The 22,588-nt window shown below is 68.1% G+C and carries 16 protein-coding genes; 10 read left to right on the top strand and 6 right to left on the bottom strand.

Annotated elements, in window-relative coordinates; translation table 11 throughout:
• Positions 1-67: 67 nt before the first annotated feature.
• A complete protein-coding gene (gene queF / locus ACO6VK_RS05065) occupies positions 68-886 on the bottom strand; it encodes an NADPH-dependent 7-cyano-7-deazaguanine reductase QueF (protein WP_422505848.1) in 819 nt (272 codons plus the stop codon).
• Between the two features lie 108 nt (positions 887-994).
• Positions 995-2,317, bottom strand: a complete 1,323-nt coding sequence (locus tag ACO6VK_RS05060; protein WP_422505847.1) for a M20 family metallopeptidase — start codon at positions 2,315-2,317, stop codon at positions 995-997.
• 229 nt (positions 2,318-2,546) lie between these two features.
• Between ACO6VK_RS05060 and ACO6VK_RS05055 the strand changes: the two genes are divergently transcribed.
• The 10 genes from ACO6VK_RS05055 (at position 2,547) to ACO6VK_RS05010 (ending at position 19,681) form a co-directional block, all read left to right on the top strand.
• A complete protein-coding gene (locus ACO6VK_RS05055; RefSeq protein WP_422505846.1) occupies positions 2,547-3,797 on the top strand; it encodes an efflux RND transporter periplasmic adaptor subunit in 1,251 nt (416 codons plus the stop codon).
• A gap of 88 nt (positions 3,798-3,885) precedes the next feature.
• Positions 3,886-7,116: an efflux RND transporter permease subunit gene (locus ACO6VK_RS05050; RefSeq protein ID WP_422505845.1), complete on the top strand. Its 3,231-nt coding sequence runs from the start codon at positions 3,886-3,888 to the stop codon at positions 7,114-7,116.
• A gap of 34 nt (positions 7,117-7,150) precedes the next feature.
• Positions 7,151-10,273 (top strand): efflux RND transporter permease subunit, encoded by a 3,123-nt coding sequence (locus ACO6VK_RS05045; protein ID WP_422505844.1) that lies wholly within the window; start codon positions 7,151-7,153, stop codon positions 10,271-10,273.
• Between the two features lie 215 nt (positions 10,274-10,488).
• Complete coding sequence (locus ACO6VK_RS05040; RefSeq protein ID WP_422505843.1) at positions 10,489-12,558, top strand: TonB-dependent siderophore receptor; 2,070 nt, start codon at positions 10,489-10,491, stop codon at positions 12,556-12,558.
• 654 nt (positions 12,559-13,212) lie between these two features.
• Complete coding sequence (gene yccS / locus ACO6VK_RS05035; RefSeq protein WP_422505842.1) at positions 13,213-15,390, top strand: YccS family putative transporter; 2,178 nt, start codon at positions 13,213-13,215, stop codon at positions 15,388-15,390.
• A 139-nt stretch (positions 15,391-15,529) separates the two neighbouring features.
• On the top strand, positions 15,530-16,324 hold the full coding sequence (locus ACO6VK_RS05030; RefSeq protein ID WP_422505841.1) for an SDR family NAD(P)-dependent oxidoreductase: 795 nt from the start codon (positions 15,530-15,532) through the stop codon (positions 16,322-16,324).
• Between the two features lie 119 nt (positions 16,325-16,443).
• Positions 16,444-18,333 carry an MFS transporter gene (locus ACO6VK_RS05025; protein WP_422505840.1) on the top strand — a complete coding sequence of 630 codons (1,890 nt, stop codon included), beginning with the start codon at positions 16,444-16,446 and terminating at the stop codon, positions 18,331-18,333.
• 227 nt (positions 18,334-18,560) lie between these two features.
• A complete protein-coding gene (locus ACO6VK_RS05020) occupies positions 18,561-18,851 on the top strand; it encodes a CD225/dispanin family protein (RefSeq protein ID WP_422505839.1) in 291 nt (96 codons plus the stop codon).
• Positions 18,852-18,894: 43 nt separating this feature from the next.
• Entirely contained in the window at positions 18,895-19,173 is a 279-nt protein-coding gene (locus ACO6VK_RS05015) for a CD225/dispanin family protein (RefSeq protein ID WP_017354562.1), read from the top strand.
• Between the two features lie 79 nt (positions 19,174-19,252).
• Positions 19,253-19,681, top strand: coding sequence for a DUF2752 domain-containing protein (locus ACO6VK_RS05010; RefSeq protein ID WP_422505838.1), 429 nt, complete (start codon positions 19,253-19,255; stop codon positions 19,679-19,681).
• A 24-nt stretch (positions 19,682-19,705) separates the two neighbouring features.
• On the opposite strand, the gene ampE is transcribed toward ACO6VK_RS05010, so the two are convergent.
• The 4 genes from ampE to ACO6VK_RS04990 form a co-directional block, all read right to left on the bottom strand.
• Positions 19,706-20,599 carry a regulatory signaling modulator protein AmpE gene (gene ampE / locus ACO6VK_RS05005; RefSeq protein ID WP_422505837.1) on the bottom strand — a complete coding sequence of 298 codons (894 nt, stop codon included), beginning with the start codon at positions 20,597-20,599 and terminating at the stop codon, positions 19,706-19,708.
• 119 nt (positions 20,600-20,718) lie between these two features.
• The gene (gene nudC / locus ACO6VK_RS05000; RefSeq protein ID WP_422505836.1) at positions 20,719-21,624 is read right to left on the bottom strand and encodes an NAD(+) diphosphatase; all 906 of its coding nucleotides are present in this window, start codon (positions 21,622-21,624) and stop codon (positions 20,719-20,721) included.
• Positions 21,625-21,683: 59 nt separating this feature from the next.
• Complete coding sequence (gene erpA / locus ACO6VK_RS04995) at positions 21,684-22,073, bottom strand: iron-sulfur cluster insertion protein ErpA (protein ID WP_422505835.1); 390 nt, start codon at positions 22,071-22,073, stop codon at positions 21,684-21,686.
• Between the two features lie 45 nt (positions 22,074-22,118).
• The gene (locus ACO6VK_RS04990) at positions 22,119-22,586 is read right to left on the bottom strand and encodes a bactofilin family protein (RefSeq protein WP_422505834.1); all 468 of its coding nucleotides are present in this window, start codon (positions 22,584-22,586) and stop codon (positions 22,119-22,121) included.
• Between the last annotated feature and the right edge of the window lie 2 nt (positions 22,587-22,588).

Here is a 22,588-nt window from a genome sequence, read left to right as displayed (position 1 = left end):
CTCGGGTCCGAGGGTTTCCCCCCCCCTCCCGCCCCCCCCCGCCTTCCCCCCCCCCCCCCCAGGGCCGTTACTGGCGCAGGTCGCGCACGGTGCGGGAGGGTTGCGCGATGCCCGGGCTGGCGCGCCAGGGGTTGATGTCCAGCCCGCCGCGACGGGTATAGCGGGCCTCCACCTCCAGCCACTCGGGCCGGCAATGCTGGCTGATCTCGCTGAAGATGCGCTCCACGCACTGCTCGTGGAACTCGGCATGCTCGCGGTAGCTCACCAGGTACCTGAGCAGACCGTCGCGGTCGATCTTCGGGCCGTGGTAGCGGATGCTCACGCTGGCCCAGTCCGGCTGGCCGGTGACCGGGCAGTTGGACTTGAGCAGGGCCGAGCCCAGGGTTTCGGTGACCACCTCGTCCGCATCGGCGGACAGATACTCCGGCGCCGGCGGACCATAGCGGTCAATCGCCACATCGCGTTCGTCCAGTGACTCGCCCTCGCCGTCCTCCACCAGCGGCGGCACGCCGAACTGCACGGTCACCACGGCGCCGGCGCAGGCCGACAGATCGGTGACCATGCGCTGGCGCGCGGCCTCGTCATCGTCGAAGCGGGTGCTGTTGAGCGAATTGAGGTACAGCTTGAACGACTTGGATTCGATCAGGTTCGGCGAGGTGCACGGCACGCGGATGGTGGCCACCGCGATGCGCGGCTTGCCGCGCCGGTCCAGCCAGCTCAGCTCATAGGCCTGCCAGCGGTCATGGCCGACGAACGGCAGCGCCGCCTCGTCCAGGCCGATCTCCTCGCGCGCGCCACGGCGCGGGATGGGGAACAGCAGCGCGGGATCGTACTGCGACGGGTAAGCAACCTCGCGACCGAGGCTGGAGTCCTGGGGGGTATTCATCCAGCCATTTTACGCGGCTGGGCGCCGCGCGTCCCCGCGCCAGGGGCGCCGGGGGGCGGGACCGGGGGACGCCAGGGATGGCGCCCACCGGCCCGCAGGGGTCCGGCCTCAGCCCGCCGGGGTCTTCGCCCCGTTGAGGTAGTCCAGGCTGACCTGCAGCAGCGCGCGCAGGCCCACGTCCAGCGCCTTCTCGTCGAGCAGGAACTTCGGCGAGTGGTTGGCCGGCGCGGTGGCCGGGTCGATCCCCTCGCTGGTGGCGCCAACGAAGAAGAACAGGCCCGGCACCTCCTTGGCATACAGCGAGAAGTCCTCCGCCCCCATCTGCAGCGGCGGCTCGTAGACATTCGCTTCGCCCACCACGGCCTGCAGGCTGGGCAGCATGCGCGCGGTCAGTGCCGGGTCGTTGACCGTGGCCGGGTTGCCTTCCGACTCGTAGATCTCGGTCTGCGCCTTGGCCCCGTGCGCGGCGGCGGTGTGCTCGGCCACGTTGCGCAGGTCGGCGAAGATCTGCTGGCGCATGCCCTCGTCGAAGGTGCGGATGGTACCCACCATCTCCACCTCGTCGGGAATGATGTTGTAGCGGATGCCCCCCTTGATCGCGCCAAAGGTCAGCACCGCCGGCTGCTTGGACAGGTTGGCGCGGCGGCTGACGATGGTCTGTGCGGTGCCCACCAGGTCGGCGGTGGCCACGATCGGGTCCACCCCGTTCCACGGCGCCGAACCGTGGGTCTGGCGACCGATCACCTTGATGCCGAAGCGGTCCGACGCCGCCATCAACGGCCCCCCGCGCACCGCGATCTGGCCGGCGGGCACGCTGGAGAACACATGCAGGCCGAACACCGCCTCCGGCTTGAAGTCGGCGAACAGGCCTTCCTTGAGCATCAATGCAGCACCACCCTCTTCCGGCGGCGGCGCGCCTTCCTCGGCCGGCTGGAAGATCAGCATCACTTCGCCGGGCAGGTTCTCGCGCATCTTCACCAGCGCATCGGCCACGCCGAGCAGCGTGGCGGTGTGGGCATCGTGGCCGCAGGCATGCATCACCCCCACCGTCTCGCCGCGGTAGGTGCTGGTGGCCTTGGAGGCGAACGGCAGGCCGGTCTGCTCGGTCACCGGGAGCGCGTCCATGTCCGCGCGCAGCGCAATCCGTGGACCCGGCTTGCCCCCCTTGATGATCGCCACCACCCCGTGGTGGGCGATCCCGGTGGTCGGCTTCAGGCCCATCGCGCGCAGCTGCTCGGCCACCTTGGCCGACGTGCGCTCCTCGCGGTTGGACAGCTCCGGGTGCTGGTGGAAGTCGCGCCGCCAGTCGATGACCTTGGCTTTCAGGCGCGTTGCCGCGGCGGTCACTTCCGGGCGTTCGGCGGGCGTGGCGGCGGCCAGCGCGGGGCAGGCCAGCAGCAGGGCGGACAACAGCAGCGACAGACGGGGCATTGCGGGTCTCCACACAGGGGCAAGGGACGGACGAACCTGAATGTAGGCCATCAGCGGGCCCGGCGCTGTAACTTTCTGCCCCCGCAGACGTTGATTCCCGGAACCCGGTCGGTCACGTCCGGTCTGATCGCCCGTCCCATCCGTCATGCATGAAAGCGCGCAGGCGACGGGTATGCTTTGCGCCTAGCCAACCGGGCCCCCCGCCCTCCGCCAGCCTCAGGAGTTTTGAATGTCGCGTTTCTGGAAGATCGTGCTGCTGGTGGTCGCAGTGCTGGTGGTGGCCTTCATCGGCATGCGCATGCTCGGCGGCGGCAAGCCCAAGGGCGAGGCGGGCACGCCCGCGGCCAGCGCCGGACGGGGCGGCGGGGAAGCGCGCAACGCCGGGCCGGTGCCGGTCACCGTGGTCGATGCAGCCCGCCAGGACGTGCCGGTCTATGCCAGCGCACTGGGCACCGTGGCGGCGATGAACACCGTGACCGTCAGCCCGCAGGTCGGCGGCCAGCTGATCAGCCTGAACTTCAAGGAAGGCCAGGAAGTGAAGAAGGGCGACCTGCTCGCGCAGATCGATCCGCGCACCCTGCAGGCCAGTTACGACGAGGCCGCCGCGGCCAAGCGCCAGAACCAGGCGCAGCTGGCCACCGCACGCTCGAACTTCCAGCGCTCCAACTCGCCCGAGTACCGCCAGTACGTGGCCAAAACCGACCTGGACACCCAGCGCAACCAGGTGGCGCAGTATGAAAGTGCCGTGGCCGCCAACGAAGCCAGCATGCGCGCGGCCCAGGTGCAGCTGCAGTACACCCGCGTCACCGCTCCGATTTCCGGCATCGCCGGCATCCGCGCGGTGGATGCCGGCAACGTGGTCAGCGCCGGCACCGCGCTGGTCACCCTGACCCAGATCCACCCGATCCACGTGGTGTTCAACCTGCCCGAGCGCCAGCTGCCCGACGTGCGCCAGGCCCAGCAGGCCGGGCCGGTGACGATCGCCGCACTGGACCGCAACGATTCGCACGTGCTCACCGATGGCGGCACGCTGGACGTGGTCGACAACCAGATCAGCAGCGACAGCGGCACCTTCCGCGCCCGCGCGGTGTTCGACAACGCCGACAACCTGCTGTGGCCCGGCCAGTTCGTCAACGTGCGGATGCAGCTGCGCACGATTGCCGGTGGCGTGGTGATTCCGACCCAGGCGGTGATGCGCGGCCCGGACGGCGAGTACGTCTACATCGTCAAGCCGGACAACACCGTGGCCATGCAGACGGTCAAGAGTGGCGTGGAAGTGGGCGACAGCAACGTGCAGATCACCGAAGGCCTGAAGGGCGGCGAGCGCGTGGTCAGCGAAGGCCAGTTCCGGCTCAAGCCGGGCAGCAAGGTCACCGCACTCAAGCCGGGCGAAACCCCGGCCCCGCCGACCGACGCCGAACTCAAGGCTGCCGCCCAGCAGCAGGGCGGCGGTGGCCGCCGCGGTGGCGGCCCGCGCTGATCGCGGCCGTCTCCCGTTCCTGACGCCGGCCGGTTGGCCGGCGTTCGCCCGCTTCAACGCCGCATGACGTAACAGCAAGGATCTGCCCGTGGGCTTTTCGACGATCTTCATCCGCCGCCCGATCGCCACCTCGCTGCTGATGGCGGGCCTGCTGCTGCTCGGCATCCTCGGCTACCGCCAGCTGCCGGTGTCGGCGCTGCCGGAGATCGACGCGCCCAGCCTGGTGGTCACCACCCAGTACCCCGGTGCCAACGCCACCACGATGGCCTCCCTGGTCACCACCCCGCTGGAGCGCCAGTTCGGGCAGATTTCCGGGCTGGAGATCATGACCTCCGACTCCTCGGCCGGTCTGTCCACGATCATCCTGCAGTTCTCGATGGACCGCGACATCGACATCGCCGCACAGGACGTGCAGGCCGCGATCCGCCAGGCCACGTTGCCGTCCTCGCTGCCCTACCAGCCGGTCTACAACCGGGTGAACCCGGCCGACGCGGCCATCGTCACCCTCAAGCTCACCTCCGATACGCGCCCGCTGCGCGAGGTCAACAACTACGCCGACTCGATCCTGGCCCAGCGCCTGTCGCAGGTGCAGGGCGTGGGCCTGGTCTCCATCGCCGGCAACGTGCGCCCGGCCGTGCGCATCCAGGTCAACCCGGCGCAGCTGTCCAACATGGGCCTGACCCTGGAAGAACTGCGCAGCGCGCTGACCCAGGCCAACGTCAATGCACCCAAAGGCTCGCTCAACGGCAAGACCCAGTCCTACTCGATCGGCACCAATGACCAGCTGACCAGCGCCGCCGAGTACCGCGAGACCATCATCAGCTACAAGAACGGCCGCCCGGTCCGCCTCTCGGACGTGGCCAACGTGGTCGACGGGGTGGAGAACGACCAGCTCGCCGCCTGGGCCGACGGCAAGCCGGCGGTGCTGCTGGAAGTGCGCCGCCAGCCGGGTGCCAACATCGTGCAGACCGTCGAGCGCATCCGCACGCTGCTGCCGCAGCTGCAGAACGTGCTGCCGGCCGACGTGCACCTGGAGATCTTCTCCGACCGTACCGAAACCATCCGCGCCTCGGTGCATGAAGTGCAGTTCACCCTGATCCTGACCATCGGTCTGGTGGTGGCGGTGATCTTCGTGTTCCTGCGCCGCCTGTGGGCGACCATCATTCCCTCGGTGGCGGTGCCGCTGTCGCTGGCCGGCACCTTCGGGGTCATGGCCTTCGCCGGGATGTCGCTGGACAACCTGTCGCTGATGGCGCTGGTGGTGGCCACCGGCTTCGTGGTCGACGATGCGATCGTGATGATCGAGAACATCGTGCGCTACATCGAACAGGGCAAGAGTGGCCCGGAAGCGGCCGAGATCGGCGCGCGCCAGATCGGCTTCACCGTGCTGTCGCTGACCATCTCGCTGGTGGCGGTGTTCCTGCCGCTGCTGCTGATGCCCGGCGTCACCGGCCGCCTGTTCCATGAGTTCGCCTGGGTGCTGAGCATCGCCGTGGTGCTGTCGATGCTGATCTCGCTGACGCTCACCCCGATGATGTGCGCCTACCTGCTCAAGCCCGACGCCCTGCCCGAAGGCGAGGACGCGCACGAGCGCGCCGCTGCGGCCGGCAAGGAAAACCTGTGGACGCGCACCGTGGGTGCCTACGAGCGCAGCCTGGACTGGGTGCTGGACCACCAGCGCATGACCCTGGCCGTGGCCGCCGGCGCCCTGGTGCTGACCGTGGTGCTGTACATCGTGATCCCCAAGGGCCTGCTGCCCGAACAGGACACCGGCCTGATCACCGGCGTGGTCCAGGCCGACCAGAACATCGCGTTCCCGCAGATGGAACAGCGCACCAAGGCCGTGGCCGAAGCGCTGCGCAAGGACCCCGCCGTGACCGGCGTGTCGGCCTTCATCGGCGCCGGCAGCATGAACCCCACCCTCAACCAGGGCCAGCTGTCGATCGTGCTCAAGGCCCGCGGTGACCGCGACGGGCTGGATGAGATCCTGCCGCGCCTGCAGGACGCCGTGGCCGGCATCCCCGGCGTGGCGCTGTACCTCAAGCCGGTGCAGGACGTGACCCTGGATACCCGCGTGGCCGCCACCGAGTACCAGTACTCGCTGTCGGACGTGGACAGCGCCCAGGTCGCGCTGCAGGCCACGCGCCTTACCGAAGCCCTGCGCCAGCGCCCGGAACTGGCCGACGTGGACAACAACCTGTCCAACCAGGGCCGCGCGCTGGAACTGACCATCGACCGCGACAAGGCCAGCGTGCTCGGCGTGCCGATGCAGACCATCGACGACACCCTGTACGACGCCTTCGGCCAGCGCCAGATCTCCACCATCTTCACCGAGCTCAACCAGTACCGGGTCGTGCTGGAAGTGGCACCGGAGTTCCGCACCAGCACCGCGCTGATGAACCAGCTCGCGGTGGCCTCCAACGGCGCCGGCGCGTTGACCGGCAGCAATGCCACCAACTTCGGCCAGGTCACTTCGTCCAACTCCTCCACTGCCACCGGCATCGGCGCGCAGAACACCGGCATTCCGGTCGGCGCCGGCAACATCATCCCGCTCGCCGCGCTGGCCGAAGGCCGGATCACCAGCACCCCGCTGGTGGTCAGCCACCAGCAGCAGCTGCCGGCGGTGACCGTCTCGTTCAACATCGCGCCGGGCTATTCGCTGTCCGATGCGGTCAAGGCGATCGAAGACACCAAGGACAGCCTGGACATGCCCTCGCAGGTGCATGCGCAGTTCATCGGCAAGGCCGCCGAGTTCACCGGCAGCCAGACCGACGTGATCTGGCTGCTGCTGGCATCGCTGGTGTTGATCTACATCGTGCTGGGCGTGCTGTACGAAAGCTACATCCACCCCATCACCATCATCTCGACCCTGCCGCCGGCCGGCGTCGGTGCGCTGCTGGCGCTGATGGTGTGTGGCCTGAGCCTGTCGGTGGACGGCATCGTCGGCATCGTGCTGCTGATCGGCATCGTCAAGAAGAACGGCATCATGATGGTGGACTTCGCCATCGAGGCGCGCCGTGCCGGCGCCAACGCCCACGACGCGATCCGCCGCGCCTGCCTGCTGCGCTTCCGCCCGATCATGATGACCACCGCCGCGGCCATGCTCGGCGCGCTGCCGCTGGCGCTGGGCACCGGCATCGGCTCGGAGCTGCGCCGCCCGCTGGGCATCGCCATCGTCGGTGGCCTGCTGCTGTCCCAGCTGGTCACGCTGTACACCACGCCGGTGATCTACCTGTACATGGAACGCTTCTCCGAATGGCTGCGCGAGCGCCGCGAACAGCGCGCGCTGCGCCATGCCAGCGCCCAGGACCGCGCATGAACCGCCTGCCGTCCGGCGCCGTGAAGGGGCGCGCATGAACATCTCCGGGCCGTTCATCCGCCGCCCGATCGGCACCGCGCTGCTGGCCATCGGCCTGTTCGTGGTGGGGCTGTTCTGCTATCTGAAGCTGGGCGTGTCGGCGCTGCCGAACATCCAGATTCCGGTGATCTTCGTGCACGCCAGCCAGTCCGGCGCGGACGCCACCACGATGGCCTCCACGGTCACCGCGCCGCTGGAGCGCCACCTCGGCCAGCTGCCGGGCGTGGACCAGATGCGCTCGTCCAGTTCGGAAGGCAGCTCACTGGTCTTCATGATCTTCCAGAGCGGGGTCGACATCGACTCGGCGGCGCTGGACGTGCAGACCGCGATCAACTCGGCCCAGTCCGACCTGCCTTCCGGGTTGGGTTCGCCGATGTTCCAGAAGGCCAACCCGAACGACGATCCGGTGATCGCCATCGCGCTGACTTCGCAGACGCAGTCGGCCGACGAACTCTACAACGTGGCCGATACGCTGCTGGCCCAGCGCCTGCGCCAGATCGGCGGGGTGTCCTCGGTCGACATCGCCGGCGCCTCCACCCCGGCGGTGCGCGTGGACGTCAACCTGCGCCTGCTCAACGCACTCAACCTGACCCCCGATGACCTGCGCAATGCGGTACGCGCGGCCAACGTCACCTCGCCGACCGGCTTCCTCACAGACGGCAACACCACCACCGCGATCATCGCCAACGACGCGGTGGCGCGTGCCGCCGACTTCGCCAACCTCGTCATCAAGACCCAGGACGATGGCCGCGTGATCCGGCTCAAGGACGTGGCCAACGTCTACGACGGCCAGCAGGACGCCTACCAGGCCGCCTGGTTCGACCACAAACCGGCGGTGGTGATGTACGTGTTCACCCGCGCCGGCGCCAACATCGTGGAGACGGTGGACCGGGTCAAGGCGCAGATCCCGATGCTGCGCGACTACCTGCAGCCGGGCACCACGATGACCCCGTACTTCGACCGCACGCCGACCATCCGGTCGTCGCTGCATGAAGTGCAGATCACCCTGCTGATCAGCCTGGCGATGGTGATTCTGACGATGGCGCTGTTCCTGCGCCGGCTGGCGCCGACCCTGATCGCCGCGGTGACCGTGCCGCTGTCACTGGCCGGTGCGGCGCTGGTGATGTACGTGTTCGGCTTCACCCTCAACAACCTCAGCCTGCTGGCGCTGGTGATCGCGATCGGCTTTGTGGTCGACGATGCGATCGTGGTGATCGAGAACGTCATGCGCCATCTCGACGAGGGCATGCCACGCATGCAGGCGGCGCTGACCGGCGCGCACGAGATCGGCTTCACCATTGTCTCCATCACCGCCTCGCTGGTCGCGGTATTCATCCCGCTGCTGTTCGCCAGCGGCATGGTCGGGGCGTTCTTCCGCGAATTCACCATCACCCTGGTGGCGGCGATCGTGGTCTCGATGATCGTCTCGCTGACCCTGACCCCCGCGCTGTGCAGCCGCTTCCTGAGCGCGCACGCCGAGCCGGAGACGCCGTCGCGGATCGGCCGCTTCCTGGATGGCATGCACGACCGCATGCTGCGCCTGTACACCGTCTGCCTGGACTTCTCGCTGCGGCACGCGCTGCTGCTGTCGTTGACCCCGATCCTGCTGATCGTGGCCACCGTGATGCTCGGCGGCGCGGTCAAGAAGGGCTCCTTCCCCGCGCAGGACACCGGCCTGATCTGGGGGCGCGCCAACTCCAGCGCCACGGTCTCCTTCGAGGACATGGTCAACCGCCAGCGCCGCATCACCGACATGCTGATGGCCGATCCGGCGGTGAAGACCGTGGGCGTGCGCCTGGGCAGCGGCCGGCAGGGCTCCAGCGCGCAGTTCAACATCGAACTGAAGACGCGCAAGGAAGGCCGCAAGGAAACCACGGCCGTGGCGCTGGCGCGGTTGAGCGCCAAGGCCGACCGCTATCCGGACCTGCAGCTGCGTCTGCGCGCGATCCAGGATCTGCCCAGCGATGGCGGTGGCGGCAACAGCCAGGGCGCACAGTACCGCGTGTCCCTGCAGGGCAACGACCTGGCCCAGCTGCAGGAATGGCTGCCCAAGGTGCAGGCCGCGCTGAAGAAGAACCCCAAGCTGCGCGACGTCGGCACCGATGTGGATACGGCCGGCCTGCGCCAGAACATCCAGATCGACCGCGCCAAGGCCGCGCGCCTGGGCGTGTCGGTGGGCGCGATCGACGGCGCGTTGTACGGCGCGTTCGGCCAGCGCCAGATCTCGACCATCTACTCGGACATCAACCAGTACAGCGTGGTGGTCAACGCGCTGCCCGAGCAGACCGCCACCCCGCGGGCCCTGGACGAGATCCATGTGCGCGCCGGCAACGGCGAGATGATCCCGCTCACCGCAGTGGCGCATCAGGTGCCGGGCTTGGCCCCGCCGCAGATCACCCACGAAAACCAGTACACCACGATGGACCTGAGCTACAACCTCGCACCGGGCGTCAGCACCGGCGAGGGCGAGGCGATCGTCAAGGCCACCGTGGACGGGCTGCGCCTGCCCGGCGACATCCGCATCAGCGACGGCGGCGGCTTCAACGTTCAGCTCAACCCCAACTCGATGCTGATCCTGGTGCTCGCGGCGATCATCACCGTGTACCTGGTGCTGGGCATGCTGTACGAAAGCCTGGTGCACCCGGTGACGATCCTGTCCACCCTGCCGGCGGCGGGCGTGGGCGCACTGCTGGCGCTGTTTGTGACCAACACCGAGCTGTCGGTGATCTCGATGATCGCGCTGGTCCTGTTGATCGGCATCGTCAAGAAGAACGCGATCATGATGATCGACTTCGCCGTGGTGGCCCAGCGCGAGCGTGGCATGAGCCCGCGCGATGCGGTGCGCGAGGCCAGCATCGTGCGCTTCCGGCCGATCATGATGACCACGATGGTGGCCATCCTGGCCGCCGTGCCGCTGGCGATCGGGCTGGGCGAAGGCTCCGAACTGCGACGCCCGCTGGGCATCGCGATGATCGGCGGCCTGCTGTTCTCGCAGAGCCTGACCCTGCTCAGCACCCCGGCGCTGTACGTGATCTTCTCGTGCCTGCGCGAGCGCTGGGTCGCGCGCCGCGAACGCCGCCGCGAGAAGAAGCTGCTCAAGCGCGCCAGGCCCGCCTGACGTACTGCCGGCCGCTGGCCGGCAGCGCTGCGTGAACCCCGGTGGTTTGACGCCGGGTAGCCAAACAACAACAATTCTCATCCAGCCACGGTCCTGCATCCCCGACGATGCACCCGCTGCCCGTCTGCGGCCAGCCTGCGCGATCCAGCCATCGACCCCTCCCCCGCCATCCCGTGATCGCGGACGGTCCTGTGCTGTCCGCCAAGGAAAAAATGATGCTGTCCGCTTCCCTGCCCCGTCTGGCCGCCCTGGCCGTGGCCCTGTCCGCCGCCTGCGCCGCGCACGCGCAATCCCCCCCCAACGGCGCCGCGCGCGTCCGCTCAGCCACCGACCTGGACGCGATCAAGGTCACCGCCGAACGCACCCACACCGCCACCGGGGCACTGGGCGACCGCCCCGTGCGCGATACGCCCTTCGCGATCTCGGTGGTGGGCCGCGACGATATGGAGAAGCGCCAGGTGGTCTCGCTCGGTGAGGCCTTCCTGACCGATCCGTCGGTGGTCACCCAGGTCAGCGCCTACGCCAGCGGCTGGAGCTCGCCGATCCGCAACCGCGGCATCGACCTCAGCTACGACAGCTACCGCGTCAACGGCCTGCAGGTCTCCTCGTGGGGCACCGAGTGGCCGCTGGAAGTGATGGACCAGGTGGAGCTGCTCAAGGGTCCGGGCGGCTTCATGTACGGCTTCGGCCAGCCGGGCGGCATCGTCAACTACATCACCAAGAAGCCCACCGATACCCCGACCTTCTCCGCGCAGCTGGGGTGGCGTGAGCAGGGCATCGTCAGCGGGCAGATCGATGTCGGCGGCCGCAGCGGCAATGACGACATGTTCGGCTACCGCTTCAATGCCTACCAGGAGAAGGGCGAAACCTTCAACGGCGGCGACGTGAACCGCAAGGTCGGCGCGTTGTCGCTGGATGCGCGCCTGAGCGACCGTCTCACCTGGACCTTCGATGGCGTGTTCCAGCAGCGCGACCTCAGCAACGAATCGCCGCAGTACTACTTCATCGGCCTGACCACGCTGCCGCGCACGCTCGCCGGCGATATCGACAACAGCATCGACGGCACTTACTACAACACCCGCTCCAGCCTGCTTTCGACCGGCCTGGACTGGCAGATCAACAGCGACTGGAAGGCCAGCCTGAGCTACGGCGTGACCACCTCCTGGAATGACGTCAACAAGGTGTTCGCCTACATCGACAACGTCAACGGCGACTACAACGTCAACACCTACGAACTCGGCGGCAGGAGTGAATGGAAGCAGGCCCAGGCGATCGTGCAGGGCCGCTTCCGCACCGGCCCGCTGTCGCACCAGCTGGTGGCCGGTGTATCGCACCAGACCGGCCTGGGCTGGGACCGCCCGTACGAGTGGAACACCATCGGCCGCGGCAACCTCTACCAGCGCCCCACCCTGCGCCATGACCCGGTCGGTTCGCGCGTCATGACCCGCGGCAGCGAGACCGTGCAGCAGGCCGTGTTCGTCAGTGACACGGTGGACCTCGGCCGCGGCTGGTCGGTGCTGGCCGGCGCGCGCTACAACGATTTCGAGAACAAGGGCGCCTACCACACCTACCCGGTCACCCCGACCTACGCCGTGATGTACAAGCCGGCCGACGCCGTCACCCTGTACACCAGCTACGTGGAATCGCTGGAAGCGGGCAGCCGGGTCGGTTCCGACTACATCAACGCCGGCGACGTGCTCGACCCCACCATCAGCAAGCAGTTCGAGATCGGCGCCAAGATCGAGACCCCGCGCTGGAACGCGAACGCCGCAGCCTTCCGCCTCGAGCGCGGCGCCAACATCGACCGCCTCACCAACGCCGGCAAACTGCTGGTGCAGGACGGCATCACCCTGTACGAAGGGGTGGAAGTGAGCGGCGACCTGCGACTGACCGACGCCCTCACTGTCGGCGGCGGCGTCACCTGGCTCGACCCCACCTACGACAAACTCTCGCCCGGCAACGCTGCCAACCAGGGCAACCGCACCAGTGGCGCAGCACGCTGGAACGGCGTGGTCCACGTCGACTACAGCGTGCCGCAGATCGACGGCCTCAGCCTGTACGCCCTGGCCCGCTACTACGGCGACGTCTACTACAACGCCGAAAACACCCTCATGCTGCCCGACTACACCCTGTTCAACGTCGGTGTCGGTTACCGCATGCAGGCCAACGGCCACCCGGTCACCTGGCGCGCGGGCGTGGAAAACCTGACCAACCGGGCCTACTGGTCCAACGCCGGTGTCGGCCTGCCGCGCACGTTCGCGGTCAGCGTGCGGTTTGATCTCTAAGCAAAGCAGCGTTTCCGTTATCGCGTGCTGAGGCGGGCGGGCACCCCCATCCGGGACCCGCCGTAAACCCATCCTTGGGGGCTTGTCAAAAACATCCATGTTTTAGACAGTCCCGGATGGGGGGTACCCGCCCACCTCCAGACGGTTTCAGTTGCACGGTTGGAAAAAGCAGCCAGGCAGGACCTGGCTCTATGCCTTTCCGCGGCCACCGGCACACTATCGGAGGGTCGGTGGGGGTGGGTCTGCGGGACCGTAGAAAACATGGATGTTTTCTACGAGCCCCCAAGGATGGGTTCACGGCGTGTCCCGCACACCCACCGCCGCCGACCCGGCCCGGACACGATCGGCAAACAGCGTACCGACCAACGGTCGGTACCTACCGCCTTCCCTCGGCCACCGACCCACTGTCGAAGGGCCGGTGGGGGTGGGTTTGCGGGACCGTATAAAACATGGATGTTTTATACGAGCCTCCAGGGACGGATTCACGGCGTGTCCCGCAAAGCCACACCCGCCGGCCCAAACCAGGACCGTTCGCAGACCAAGGCCGTTGCCGTTGCCGTTGCCGTACCGACCAACGAACGGTACCGACCAACCCGCTATGTCGGCTTCACTGCAATGACGCAATAATGAGGCGCCCCCGCGCCGCGAGTCCGCATGTCCGCCCGAGAATCCCGCCTCAGCCGCCTGTGGGCCCATGAGAAAGCCAGCTATGGCCTGCGGGTATTCATCGCGCTGTCGGCGGCGATGGGGCTGTGCTGGTACCTCGACCAGCTGCCTGCCCTGCCCGGCGTGTTCCTCGGCATCATCGCCAGCGCCATCGCCGAAACCGACGATAACTGGTGGGGGCGCACCAAATCCGTCGCGCTCTCGCTGCTCTGCTTCGTCATCGCCGCCGCCGCCGTCGTGGAACTGTTCCCCTGGCCGTGGCTGTTCATCACCGCCCTGGCCGTCTCCACCTTCGGGCTGACCCTGCTCGGCGCGCTCGGTGAGCGCTACGCCTCCATCGCACAGGCCACCGTCACCCTGGCCATCTACACCATGATCGGCCTGGAACAGCATGGCGCCAGCGACCGTGCCCAGGCCATCGCCGCCGTCAGCCACCTGCTCGCCGGCGCGCTCTGGTATGGCCTGCTGTCCATCCTGTGGACCGCCCTGTTCGCCAACCGCCCGGTGCGCGAACGCCTGGCCCGCCTGTTCGTCGAACTCGGCCGCTACCTGCAGCTCAAGGCCGACCTGTTCGAGCCCGTGCGCGATGCCGACCTGCAGCAGCGCCAGCTTGCCCTGGCCGAACAGAACCGGCGCGTGGTCGAAGCCCTGAACATCGCCAAGGTCGCCATCCTCGCGCGGTTCGGCCGCTCCGGCCGGCCCGGTGTGCAGTCCGGCCTGTACCTGCGCCTCTATTACATGGCGCAGGATTTCCACGAACGCGCCAGTTCCTCCCATTACCCCTACGGCGCGCTCACCGACGCCTTCTTCCACAGCGACGTCCTGTACCGCTGCCAGCGCCTGCTGGCCCTGCAGGGCGAGGCGTGCGCCCAGCTTGGCCAGGCCATCCGCCTGCGCCGCCCGTTCGAGTATGGCGAGCGCACCCGGCAGGCCACCGCCGACCTCACCGACTCCCTCGCCTGGCTGCGCGCCCAGCAGAATCCGCAATGGCAGCGCCTGCTGTCCTCACTGGACCTGCTGGGGCACAACCTGCAGAGCATCGAGCGCCGGCTGTCCGAAGCAGCGCAGTCCGAATCCACCCTGGACAACGTCGACACCCGCCTGCGCGACACCAACCCGCATACCCTGCGCGAAATGTTCGTGCGCATCCGCCAGCAGCTCACGCCGGGCTCGGTGCTGTTCCGCCACGGCCTGCGCATGGCGCTGGCGCTGGTGGTGGGCTTTGCCGCCATCCGCCTGTTCAACGCGCAGAACGGCTCGTGGGTGCTGCTCACCATCGTGTTCGTGTGCCGCCCGCATTTCGGCGCCACCCGCCAGCGGCTGGCACAGCGTATCGCCGGCACGCTGATCGGGCTGGTGCTGACCTGGGCGCTGATGCAGCTGTTCCAGGACCTGCGCATCGAACTGCTGATCGCCCTGCTGTCGGCGCTGCTGTTCTTCTTCACCCGCAGCGACCGCTACCTCGTCGCCTCGGCGGCGATCACCGTGATGGCCCTGACCTGCTTCAACCTGATCGGCGACGGCTTCCTGCTGATCTGGCCACGCCTGGTCGACACCCTGATCGGCTGCGGCATTGCCGCGGCGGCCGCCTTCCTGATCCTGCCCGACTGGCAGGGCCGGCGCCTCAACGAAGTGATGGCGCGCGTGCTGGCCAACTGCGCGCGCTACCTGCATGCCGTGCTCGGCCAGTACGGCAGCGGCATGCAGGACGACCTGGCCTACCGGATCGCGCGGCGCGACATGCACAACGCCGATGCGGCCCTGTCCACCGCACTGTCGAACATGCTGCGCGAGCCCGGCCACGTCCGCCGCAACCTCGACGCGGGCTTCCGCTTCCTGGCGCTGTCCAACACCCTGCTCGGCCATCTCTCGGCGCTGGGGGCGCACCGCGCGCAGCTGGACAGCTACGGGCAGGACCCGCTGGCCCTGTCCGGCGGTGAGCGCGTGGAACAGGCCATGCAGCAGATCGCCGCCGCGCTCGAACAACGCCAACCCGTGGCCGAAGACGACAACGACGGCGACCGCGCCCTGGCCGAACAGCTGGAACAGATCGGCGAGGAGATGCCGCCCAAGCTGCAGCTCATCCGCACCCAGATGGGATTGATGCTGCGCCTGCTGCCCAAGCTGCGTGGCGCCGCCAACGAGGCCGCGCGCACCCTGCGCTGAGCGCGGCGCACCGCACTGTTGCGTGGCCTGCACTGGTGTGGCGCTCCCGGCGACCCGATCTGATCGGGACGCCCGCTGCACGTCGCCGCCACCGGTGGCCGCGCAGACTGTGGGTGCTCCCTCCGCTCAAGGACATTCCATGCACCTCGATCTCACCGGCAGGACCGCACTGGTCACCGCCTCCACGGCCGGCATCGGCCACGGCATCGCCCACGGCCTGGCCGCCGCCGGCGCGCACGTCATCGTCAACGGCCGCAGCCAGGCCTCGGTGGACAACGCCCTGGCCGCGCTGCGCCAGGCAGTGCCCGGCGCGACGCTCACCGGGGCCGCCGCCGACCTGTCCGATGCCGCCGGCGTGGACGCATTGCTCGCCGCACTGCCGGCGGTCGACATCCTGGTCAACAACGCCGGCATCTTCGGCCCGCAGGATTTCTTCGACACCGACGACGCCACCTGGGCGCAGTACTGGCAGACCAATGTGATGTCCGGGGTGCGCCTGTCGCGGGCGCTGCTGCCGGGCATGGTCGAGCGCGGCTGGGGCCGCGTGCTGTTCCTGTCCTCGGAATCGGCACGCAACATCCCGGCCGACATGATCCATTACGGCGTGACCAAGACCGCGCTGCTTGGCCTGTCCCGGGGCCTGGCCAAGCGTGTTGCCGGCAGCGGCGTCACCGTCAATGCAGTGCTGCCCGGCCCGACCCTGTCCGATGGTTTCGCGGCCATGATGGAAGACGAGCGTGCACGCACCGGCCAGAGCCTGGAACAGATCGGCCGCGCGTTCGTCATGGCCAACCGCCCCAGCTCGGTGATCCAGCGCGCGGCCACGGTCGAAGAAGTCGCCAACATGGTGGTCTACCTCGCCTCCCCGCAGGCCTCGGCCACCACCGGCGCAGCGCTGCGGGTCGATGGCGGCGTCGTCGACGACATCCTCTAGACCGCGCCCACCGTAGAGCCGGGCTCTGCCCGGCTGATGGAACCGGGCTCTGCCCGGCTGGCTGCGCCGAGGCACTGTCGGGCTGCATGCTAGGCTGCGCCGGTTCGCAAGGAGTTTCCATGTCCGGCCACAGCCAGTTCGCCCTGCTCCGTCAGCGTCGTTTCCTGCCGTTCTTCATCGTCCAGTCGCTGGGCGCGTTCAACGACAACGTCTACCGCCAGGCCATCATCGGCCTGCTGTTCTACCTGGGCGTCAGCCAGGCCGAACAGTCGCTGTACACCACGTTGGCGCCGGCCATCTTCATCCTGCCCTACTTTCTGTTCTCGGCGCTGGCCGGGCAGGTCGCGGAGAAGCTGGAGAAGTCGCGCCTGATCGTGATCACCACCACGATGGAGATCGCGATCATGTCGCTGGCCGCGGTCGGCTTCCTGACCCAGAGCATGCCGGTACTGCTGGTGGCGCTGTTCTGCACCGGCCTGCAGTCCACCCTGTTCGGGCCGGTGAAGTACTCGGTACTGCCTTCGGTACTCAAACCGGAAGAGCTCACCGGTGGCAACGGGCTGGTCGAGATGGGCACCTCGATGTCGATCCTGACCGGCATGATCAGCGGCGGCATCATCTTCACCCTGGCCGGCAGCTACGGGCCGGTGGTGGCGGCCACCGCGGTGATCGCGCTGGCGGTGGCAGGAAACGTCACCGCGCGGATGATCCCCAAGGTCGATGCCGGCGCCCCGGACCTCAAGATCAACTGGAACCCGCTGCCCGAATCGCTGGCCGTGCTGCGCCTGGCCAGGAAGCAGAAGGCCGTGCGCAACGCCATTCTCGGCGTGTCGTGGTTCTGGTTCGTGGGCACCATGCTCACCTCGCAGCTGCCCACCTACGCGGTGGTCAACCTGGGCGGCGAGCCGACCCTGTACATCTTCGCGCTGGCGCTGTTCTCGGTGGGCACCGGCGCAGGCTCGCTGCTGTGCGAAAAGCTGTCCGGGCGCACGGTGGAGATCGGCCTGGTGCCGCTGGGTGCGTTCGGCATGACCGCTTTCATGCTCGACCTGTACTTCGCCCGTGCCGGCACCGCCACGGCGGCGGGGCTGTCCGTGGCCGCGTTCGCCGCGCAACCGGGCAGCGTGCGCATCATCATCGACCTGGTCGGCATCGGCCTGTTCACCGGCTTCTTCGTGGTGCCGCTGTTCGCCCTGATCCAGAGCCGCACGCCGAAGTCGGAGATGTCGCGCGTGTTCGCGGCGCTGAACATCCAGAACTCCGGGTTCATCGTGGCGGCGGCGATGATCGCACTCGCCACACAGAAGTTCCTGCACTGGACCATTCCGCAACTGTTCCTGGCCCTGGCCATTGCCAATGCCGTGGTGGCGATCTACATCTTCACCATCGTCCCCGAATTCCTGATGCGGTTCCTCAGCTGGATCATGGTGCGCACCCTGTACCGGTTGCGCCCGCACGGCATCGAGGCCAATGTCCCCGACGACGGCGCGGCACTGATCGTGTGCAACCACGTCAGCTACATGGACGCGCTGATCCTGTCGGCGACGATCCCGCGTCCGGTGCGTTTCGTCATGTACTACAAGATCTTCAACATCCCGGTCATGCGCTGGATCTTCCGGACCGCCAAGGCGATTCCGATTGCCGGCGCGCGCGAGGATCCCGCGCTGATGCAGGCAGCCTTCGACGAGGTGGACAACGCGCTGGCCGCAGGCGAGCTGGTCTGCATCTTCCCCGAAGGGGCGCTGACCCGGGACGGCGAAATGGCCGCGTTCAAATCCGGTGTCGAGAAGATCCTGGAACGGCGTCCGGTACCGGTGGTGCCGATGGCACTGCGCGGCATGTGGTCCAGCATGTGGAGCCGTCGCGACACGCGGCTGGGCCGGATGCGGGTACCGCGCCGGTTCCGCGCCCATGTCGAGGTCGTTGCCGGGCCACCGGTGGACGGCGCCAGCGCCAGCGCCGACCAGCTGGAGGCACAGGTGCGTGCCCTGCGCGCCGACCAGGGCTGATCCCTGCCGGCAGCAGGTGCGTGCACAACGCGCCTGGATCATGAGGCAAATCCCCGCAAAATCCGCGAGCGTGACGCCAGCCGGGCGGCCGCCGTCGACGAAGCGCGCAGCGGCGTCGCTGTAAACGCATACATCGCGGCGCAACATCGGGTAGATTACCCCCCTATAGGGGGTGTCCGGACGGCATTTGGTGATGTTGCCGGACTACCAAAGGAATGGAGTAGCACGTGAATCACCCGCCACCACTCACCCCACCGGCCGTCGTGGTCCCCAACTATCTGGTCTGGGCGATCCTGACGACGCTGTTCTGCTGCCTGCCGTTGGGTGTGGTGTCGATCGTGTACGCCTCACAGGTGGACGGCCGTCGTGCGGTCGGCGATCTGGAAGGCGCCTACGACGCATCCCGCAAGGCGGGGTGGTGGGCATTGGCGTCCGCACTTGCCGCGCCGGTACTGCTGTTGTTGTGGTTCGGGCTGTTCGGCGGCATGGCCGCGCTGGGCGCTCTTTCCGACCTGTAATCCACCCTCGTTCAACCCACCCAAGAAAAATGGAGTTTCACCCATGAACGCCACTTCACCCCAAGTACCCAACAACCTCGTCTGGGCCATCCTGACCACCCTGTTCTGCTGCCTGCCGGCCGGCATCGTGTCGATCGTGTATGCCGCCCAGGTCAACGGCAAGCTGGCCGCCGGCGACATCGCCGGTGCCCGTGAATCGTCGGACAAGGCCAAGAAGTGGGCCATGTGGTCGGCCATCATCGCCGTCGTCGGCATGGTGCTGTACTTCGGCTTCATCATGGCGATGGGCGGCCTGGGCGCGCTGAGCGGCTCCAGCTACTGATCGTGGTCGCAGCGGCCCGGTTCCGTGCACCGCAGGGTGCCCGGACCGGGCCGTTCGTCTTCGCAGGACCCTGCCTTCGATGTCTCCCTCCCTTTCCCGGGCCCGCCTGACCCGCTGGGCGCCGCTGGCGATCGCCGCCGGCCTGGCCACCGGTGCCGCTATCGTGCTGCGCCACGTCAGCCCGTATGCGAGCAACAGCCCGCTGCCCGGTTGCCCGCTGTACGCGTTGACCGGCCTGTACTGCCCGGGCTGCGGCAGCACGCGCTGCCTGTATTCGCTGGTGCACCTGGATTGGCAGGGCGCGATGGCGATGAATCCCCTGCTGGTGATTTCGCTGCCGTTCCTGCTGCTGATGCTGCTCAACGGTGCGGGTATGCGCATGCGTGCGCTGGACCCGCTGATGCGTGTCCTCGCCAGCCCGATGTTCTGGCTGATACTGCTGGTCGGCTATGCCGTGCTGCGCAACCTGCCGTGGGCACCGTTCACCGCGCTAGCGCCGATCGGGTAGGTACGGACCGTTGGTCCGTACGCATCAGGTCACCCAGCCGGCAATCACCAACAGCGCCAGCACCGCCATCCACAGCAGCAGCATGCGCCACACCAGGCTCATCGCATCGCGCAGTTCCGGCAGGCGGCGCCACACCGGCACCATGCCCGCATCACTGTAGTCGTGCGCGTCCTCGCGCAGCTCGGCACTGACACTGGCGCGGGCCACCGCACCGAGGAACACGGTGGACAGCGTCCATTGATGGCCGTGCGCGCTGCGCCAGGCCTTGAAGGCGGTATCGAAGTTGCCGACCAGCGCCATCGACAGCGACATCAGCTGCGCCACCGGCCATTCCAGCCACGACAACGCCACGCGTGCACCGGCCACGCTCTCGGCACTGGCCAGCGACCGCATCGGCCCCACGGCGATCAGCGCCAGCAGGCGATACAGCAGCGGCCCGACCGGCCCCAGCAGCAGGAACCAGAACAGCACCGCGAACCAGCGCCGCAGCGCATTCACCACGGTCGCTTCAACCAGCGAAGGCACATCCTCCTGCAGGCTGCCTCCGGCCGCCTGCAACTGCGCGATCGCCGCATGGCGGGTGTGCGCATCATCGGCGTCGATCACCGCTTCCACGTCCCGGTCCAGGTCGCGCGGGCCCCAGCACATCACCAGGACCAGGACGCCCAGCAGCAGCGAGGGCAGGCCGAACAGGCGGTCGTGCAGCAGCCACTGCAGCAGCACCAACGCCAGCACGAAGGGCAGCAGCGCGACGATGGCGCCGTAGCGGCCACGCCAGACGCCGCCCTCCGTGGCATGCGCATCCAGCCATTGCAGCCAGCGCCGGAACAGGCCGAACCGGCGCAGTGCGACGGCCGCCGCGGGCGCAACGTGACCCAGCGCCAACGCAACCAGCACGGCTACCAGGGTGGTGAACATGTAAGCCTCCGGCTGGGGTTCTGGAACGCGCCGCTACTATGCCCTGCGCCCGGGGAATTCCCCGGGCCGTTGGTAATGTACGCCGGCACGTGTTCAGCCAGCGGCAACGCCACGCGGGGTCAGGCCACCTGCTGCTGGTACCAGTGCTCGATCAGGCTGCGCGAAATGGAAATCGGTGGCGACAGGCGGATGCCCTCGCCATCGTCATGCACGTCGCGCGCCAGGGCCGCCCCCACCTCCTCGGCCGTGAACCAGCGCGCGTCCTCCAGCTCGCCATCCACGGTCGGCACGTCGTCCTCGGCGGTCGCGCTGAAGCCCAGCATCAATGCACCGGGGAACGGCCACGGCTGGGTGCCGAGGTAACGGCAGTCGCGCACCCGTACACGGCTCTCCTCGAAGACTTCGCGCACCACCGTCTGCTCCAGCGACTCGCCCGGTTCGACGAACCCGGCCAGCACCGAATAGCGGCGCGGCGCCCAGTTGGCCTGCCGGCCCAACAGCAGGCGGCCCTGGTTTTCCACCGCCACGATCACCGCCGGGTCCACCCGCGGATAGTGCTCGGTGTTGCATTGGCCGCAGCGGCCGATGAAGCCGCTGCGCGAGAAGGTGATGCCGCCGCCGCACACGCCGCAGAAGCGCGTGCGCGACTGCCAATAGGACATGCCGCGGGCATAGCAGAACGCGCTGGCATCGGCGGCCGACCAGGTCAGGGCCGACTGGCGCAGGTCCACGCGCTGCGGCGCGGTGACATCCACCGCCGCCGCTTCCATCGAGAACCAGGCCTGTTGCCCGCGCAGCCCGAGGAAGATCGCCGTGCCGGGGCCACCACCGACCTGCGCACCGGTCAGCGCCAGCGGCTGGCCGTCCTCGCCGGCCAGCGCGGTGCCGTCCTGGTCGAGAACGAGAATGCGCGCGTCCGGCCACAGCCGCGACAACGCATCGGCGTCATCGCGCAGCGGATCGGCGCGCTCCAACGGTTCGCTGACAAAGGCGAAACCGGAAAGCTGCGAAGGAAGTCTGGACATCCGAAGAGCCTGCCCACATTCGCCGACACTGGCAAGCGGCATCGGCACCCGGGCGCGGATTACATGCTGAAGCTGCTGCCGCACCCGCAGGTGGTTTTCGCGTTCGGATTGCGGATCACGAACTGCGCACCGGTGAGGCTTTCGGTGTAGTCCACCTCGGCGCCCATCAGGTACTGCAGGCTCAGCGGGTCCACCAGCAGCGTGACGCCGTTGGTCTGCACGGCCAGGTCGTCGTCGGCACGGTTCTCATCGAACTCGAACCCGTACTGGAACCCGGAACAGCCGCCGCCCTGGATGTACACCCGCAGGGCCAACGATGCGCTGTCCTCGTCCTGGATGAGTTCCTTGACCTTGGCCGCGGCGGCTTCGGTGAAGTTCATCGGACGGTCCAGCGACTGGTAGTTCGGCGCGGCGGCGGGGGCGCCGGGCAGGGAAACAAGCGTGCTCATGCCACCAGCATGGGGGTGCATGAGCACGGTTTCAAGTTCGCCGCCTCAGGCCATCGCCTCGGCCAGCTTCTTGCGGGCGCTGCTGTCCTTGCCGTTGCCGGCCGGGGCCTCCTCGGCCGGGGGCGGCAGGGCCATCTGCGGCGCCGCGCTGGCATGGATCAGGCGGCCGGTCAGCTGCGCGCCGGCGTTCATCTCCACCACCTGGTAGTGGATGTTGCCGCTGACCCGGGCGGTCGGGGTCAGTTCGACCCGCTCGGTGGCATGCACATCGCCGTCCAGGCGGCCGCTGATGACCACCACCTGGGCGCGGATCTCGCCCTCGATGGCGCCGTGCTCGGCCACGGTCAGGGTGGCGTTGGCCGCGCCTTCCTGGGCGATCACCTTGCCCAGGATGGTGCCTTCCACATACAGGCCGCCGCTGAACTCGACGTCACCGCGGATCACCACCTGTGCGCCGATCAGGGCGTCCACCACCAGGTGACCGTCGCGGTTGGATTTGTTGCTTCCGAACATGA

This window comes from Stenotrophomonas sp. GZD-301 (genome assembly GCF_049310345.1).
Lineage (GTDB): Bacteria > Pseudomonadota > Gammaproteobacteria > Xanthomonadales > Xanthomonadaceae > Stenotrophomonas.
This window is presented reverse-complemented; position numbering and strand designations above follow the sequence as displayed.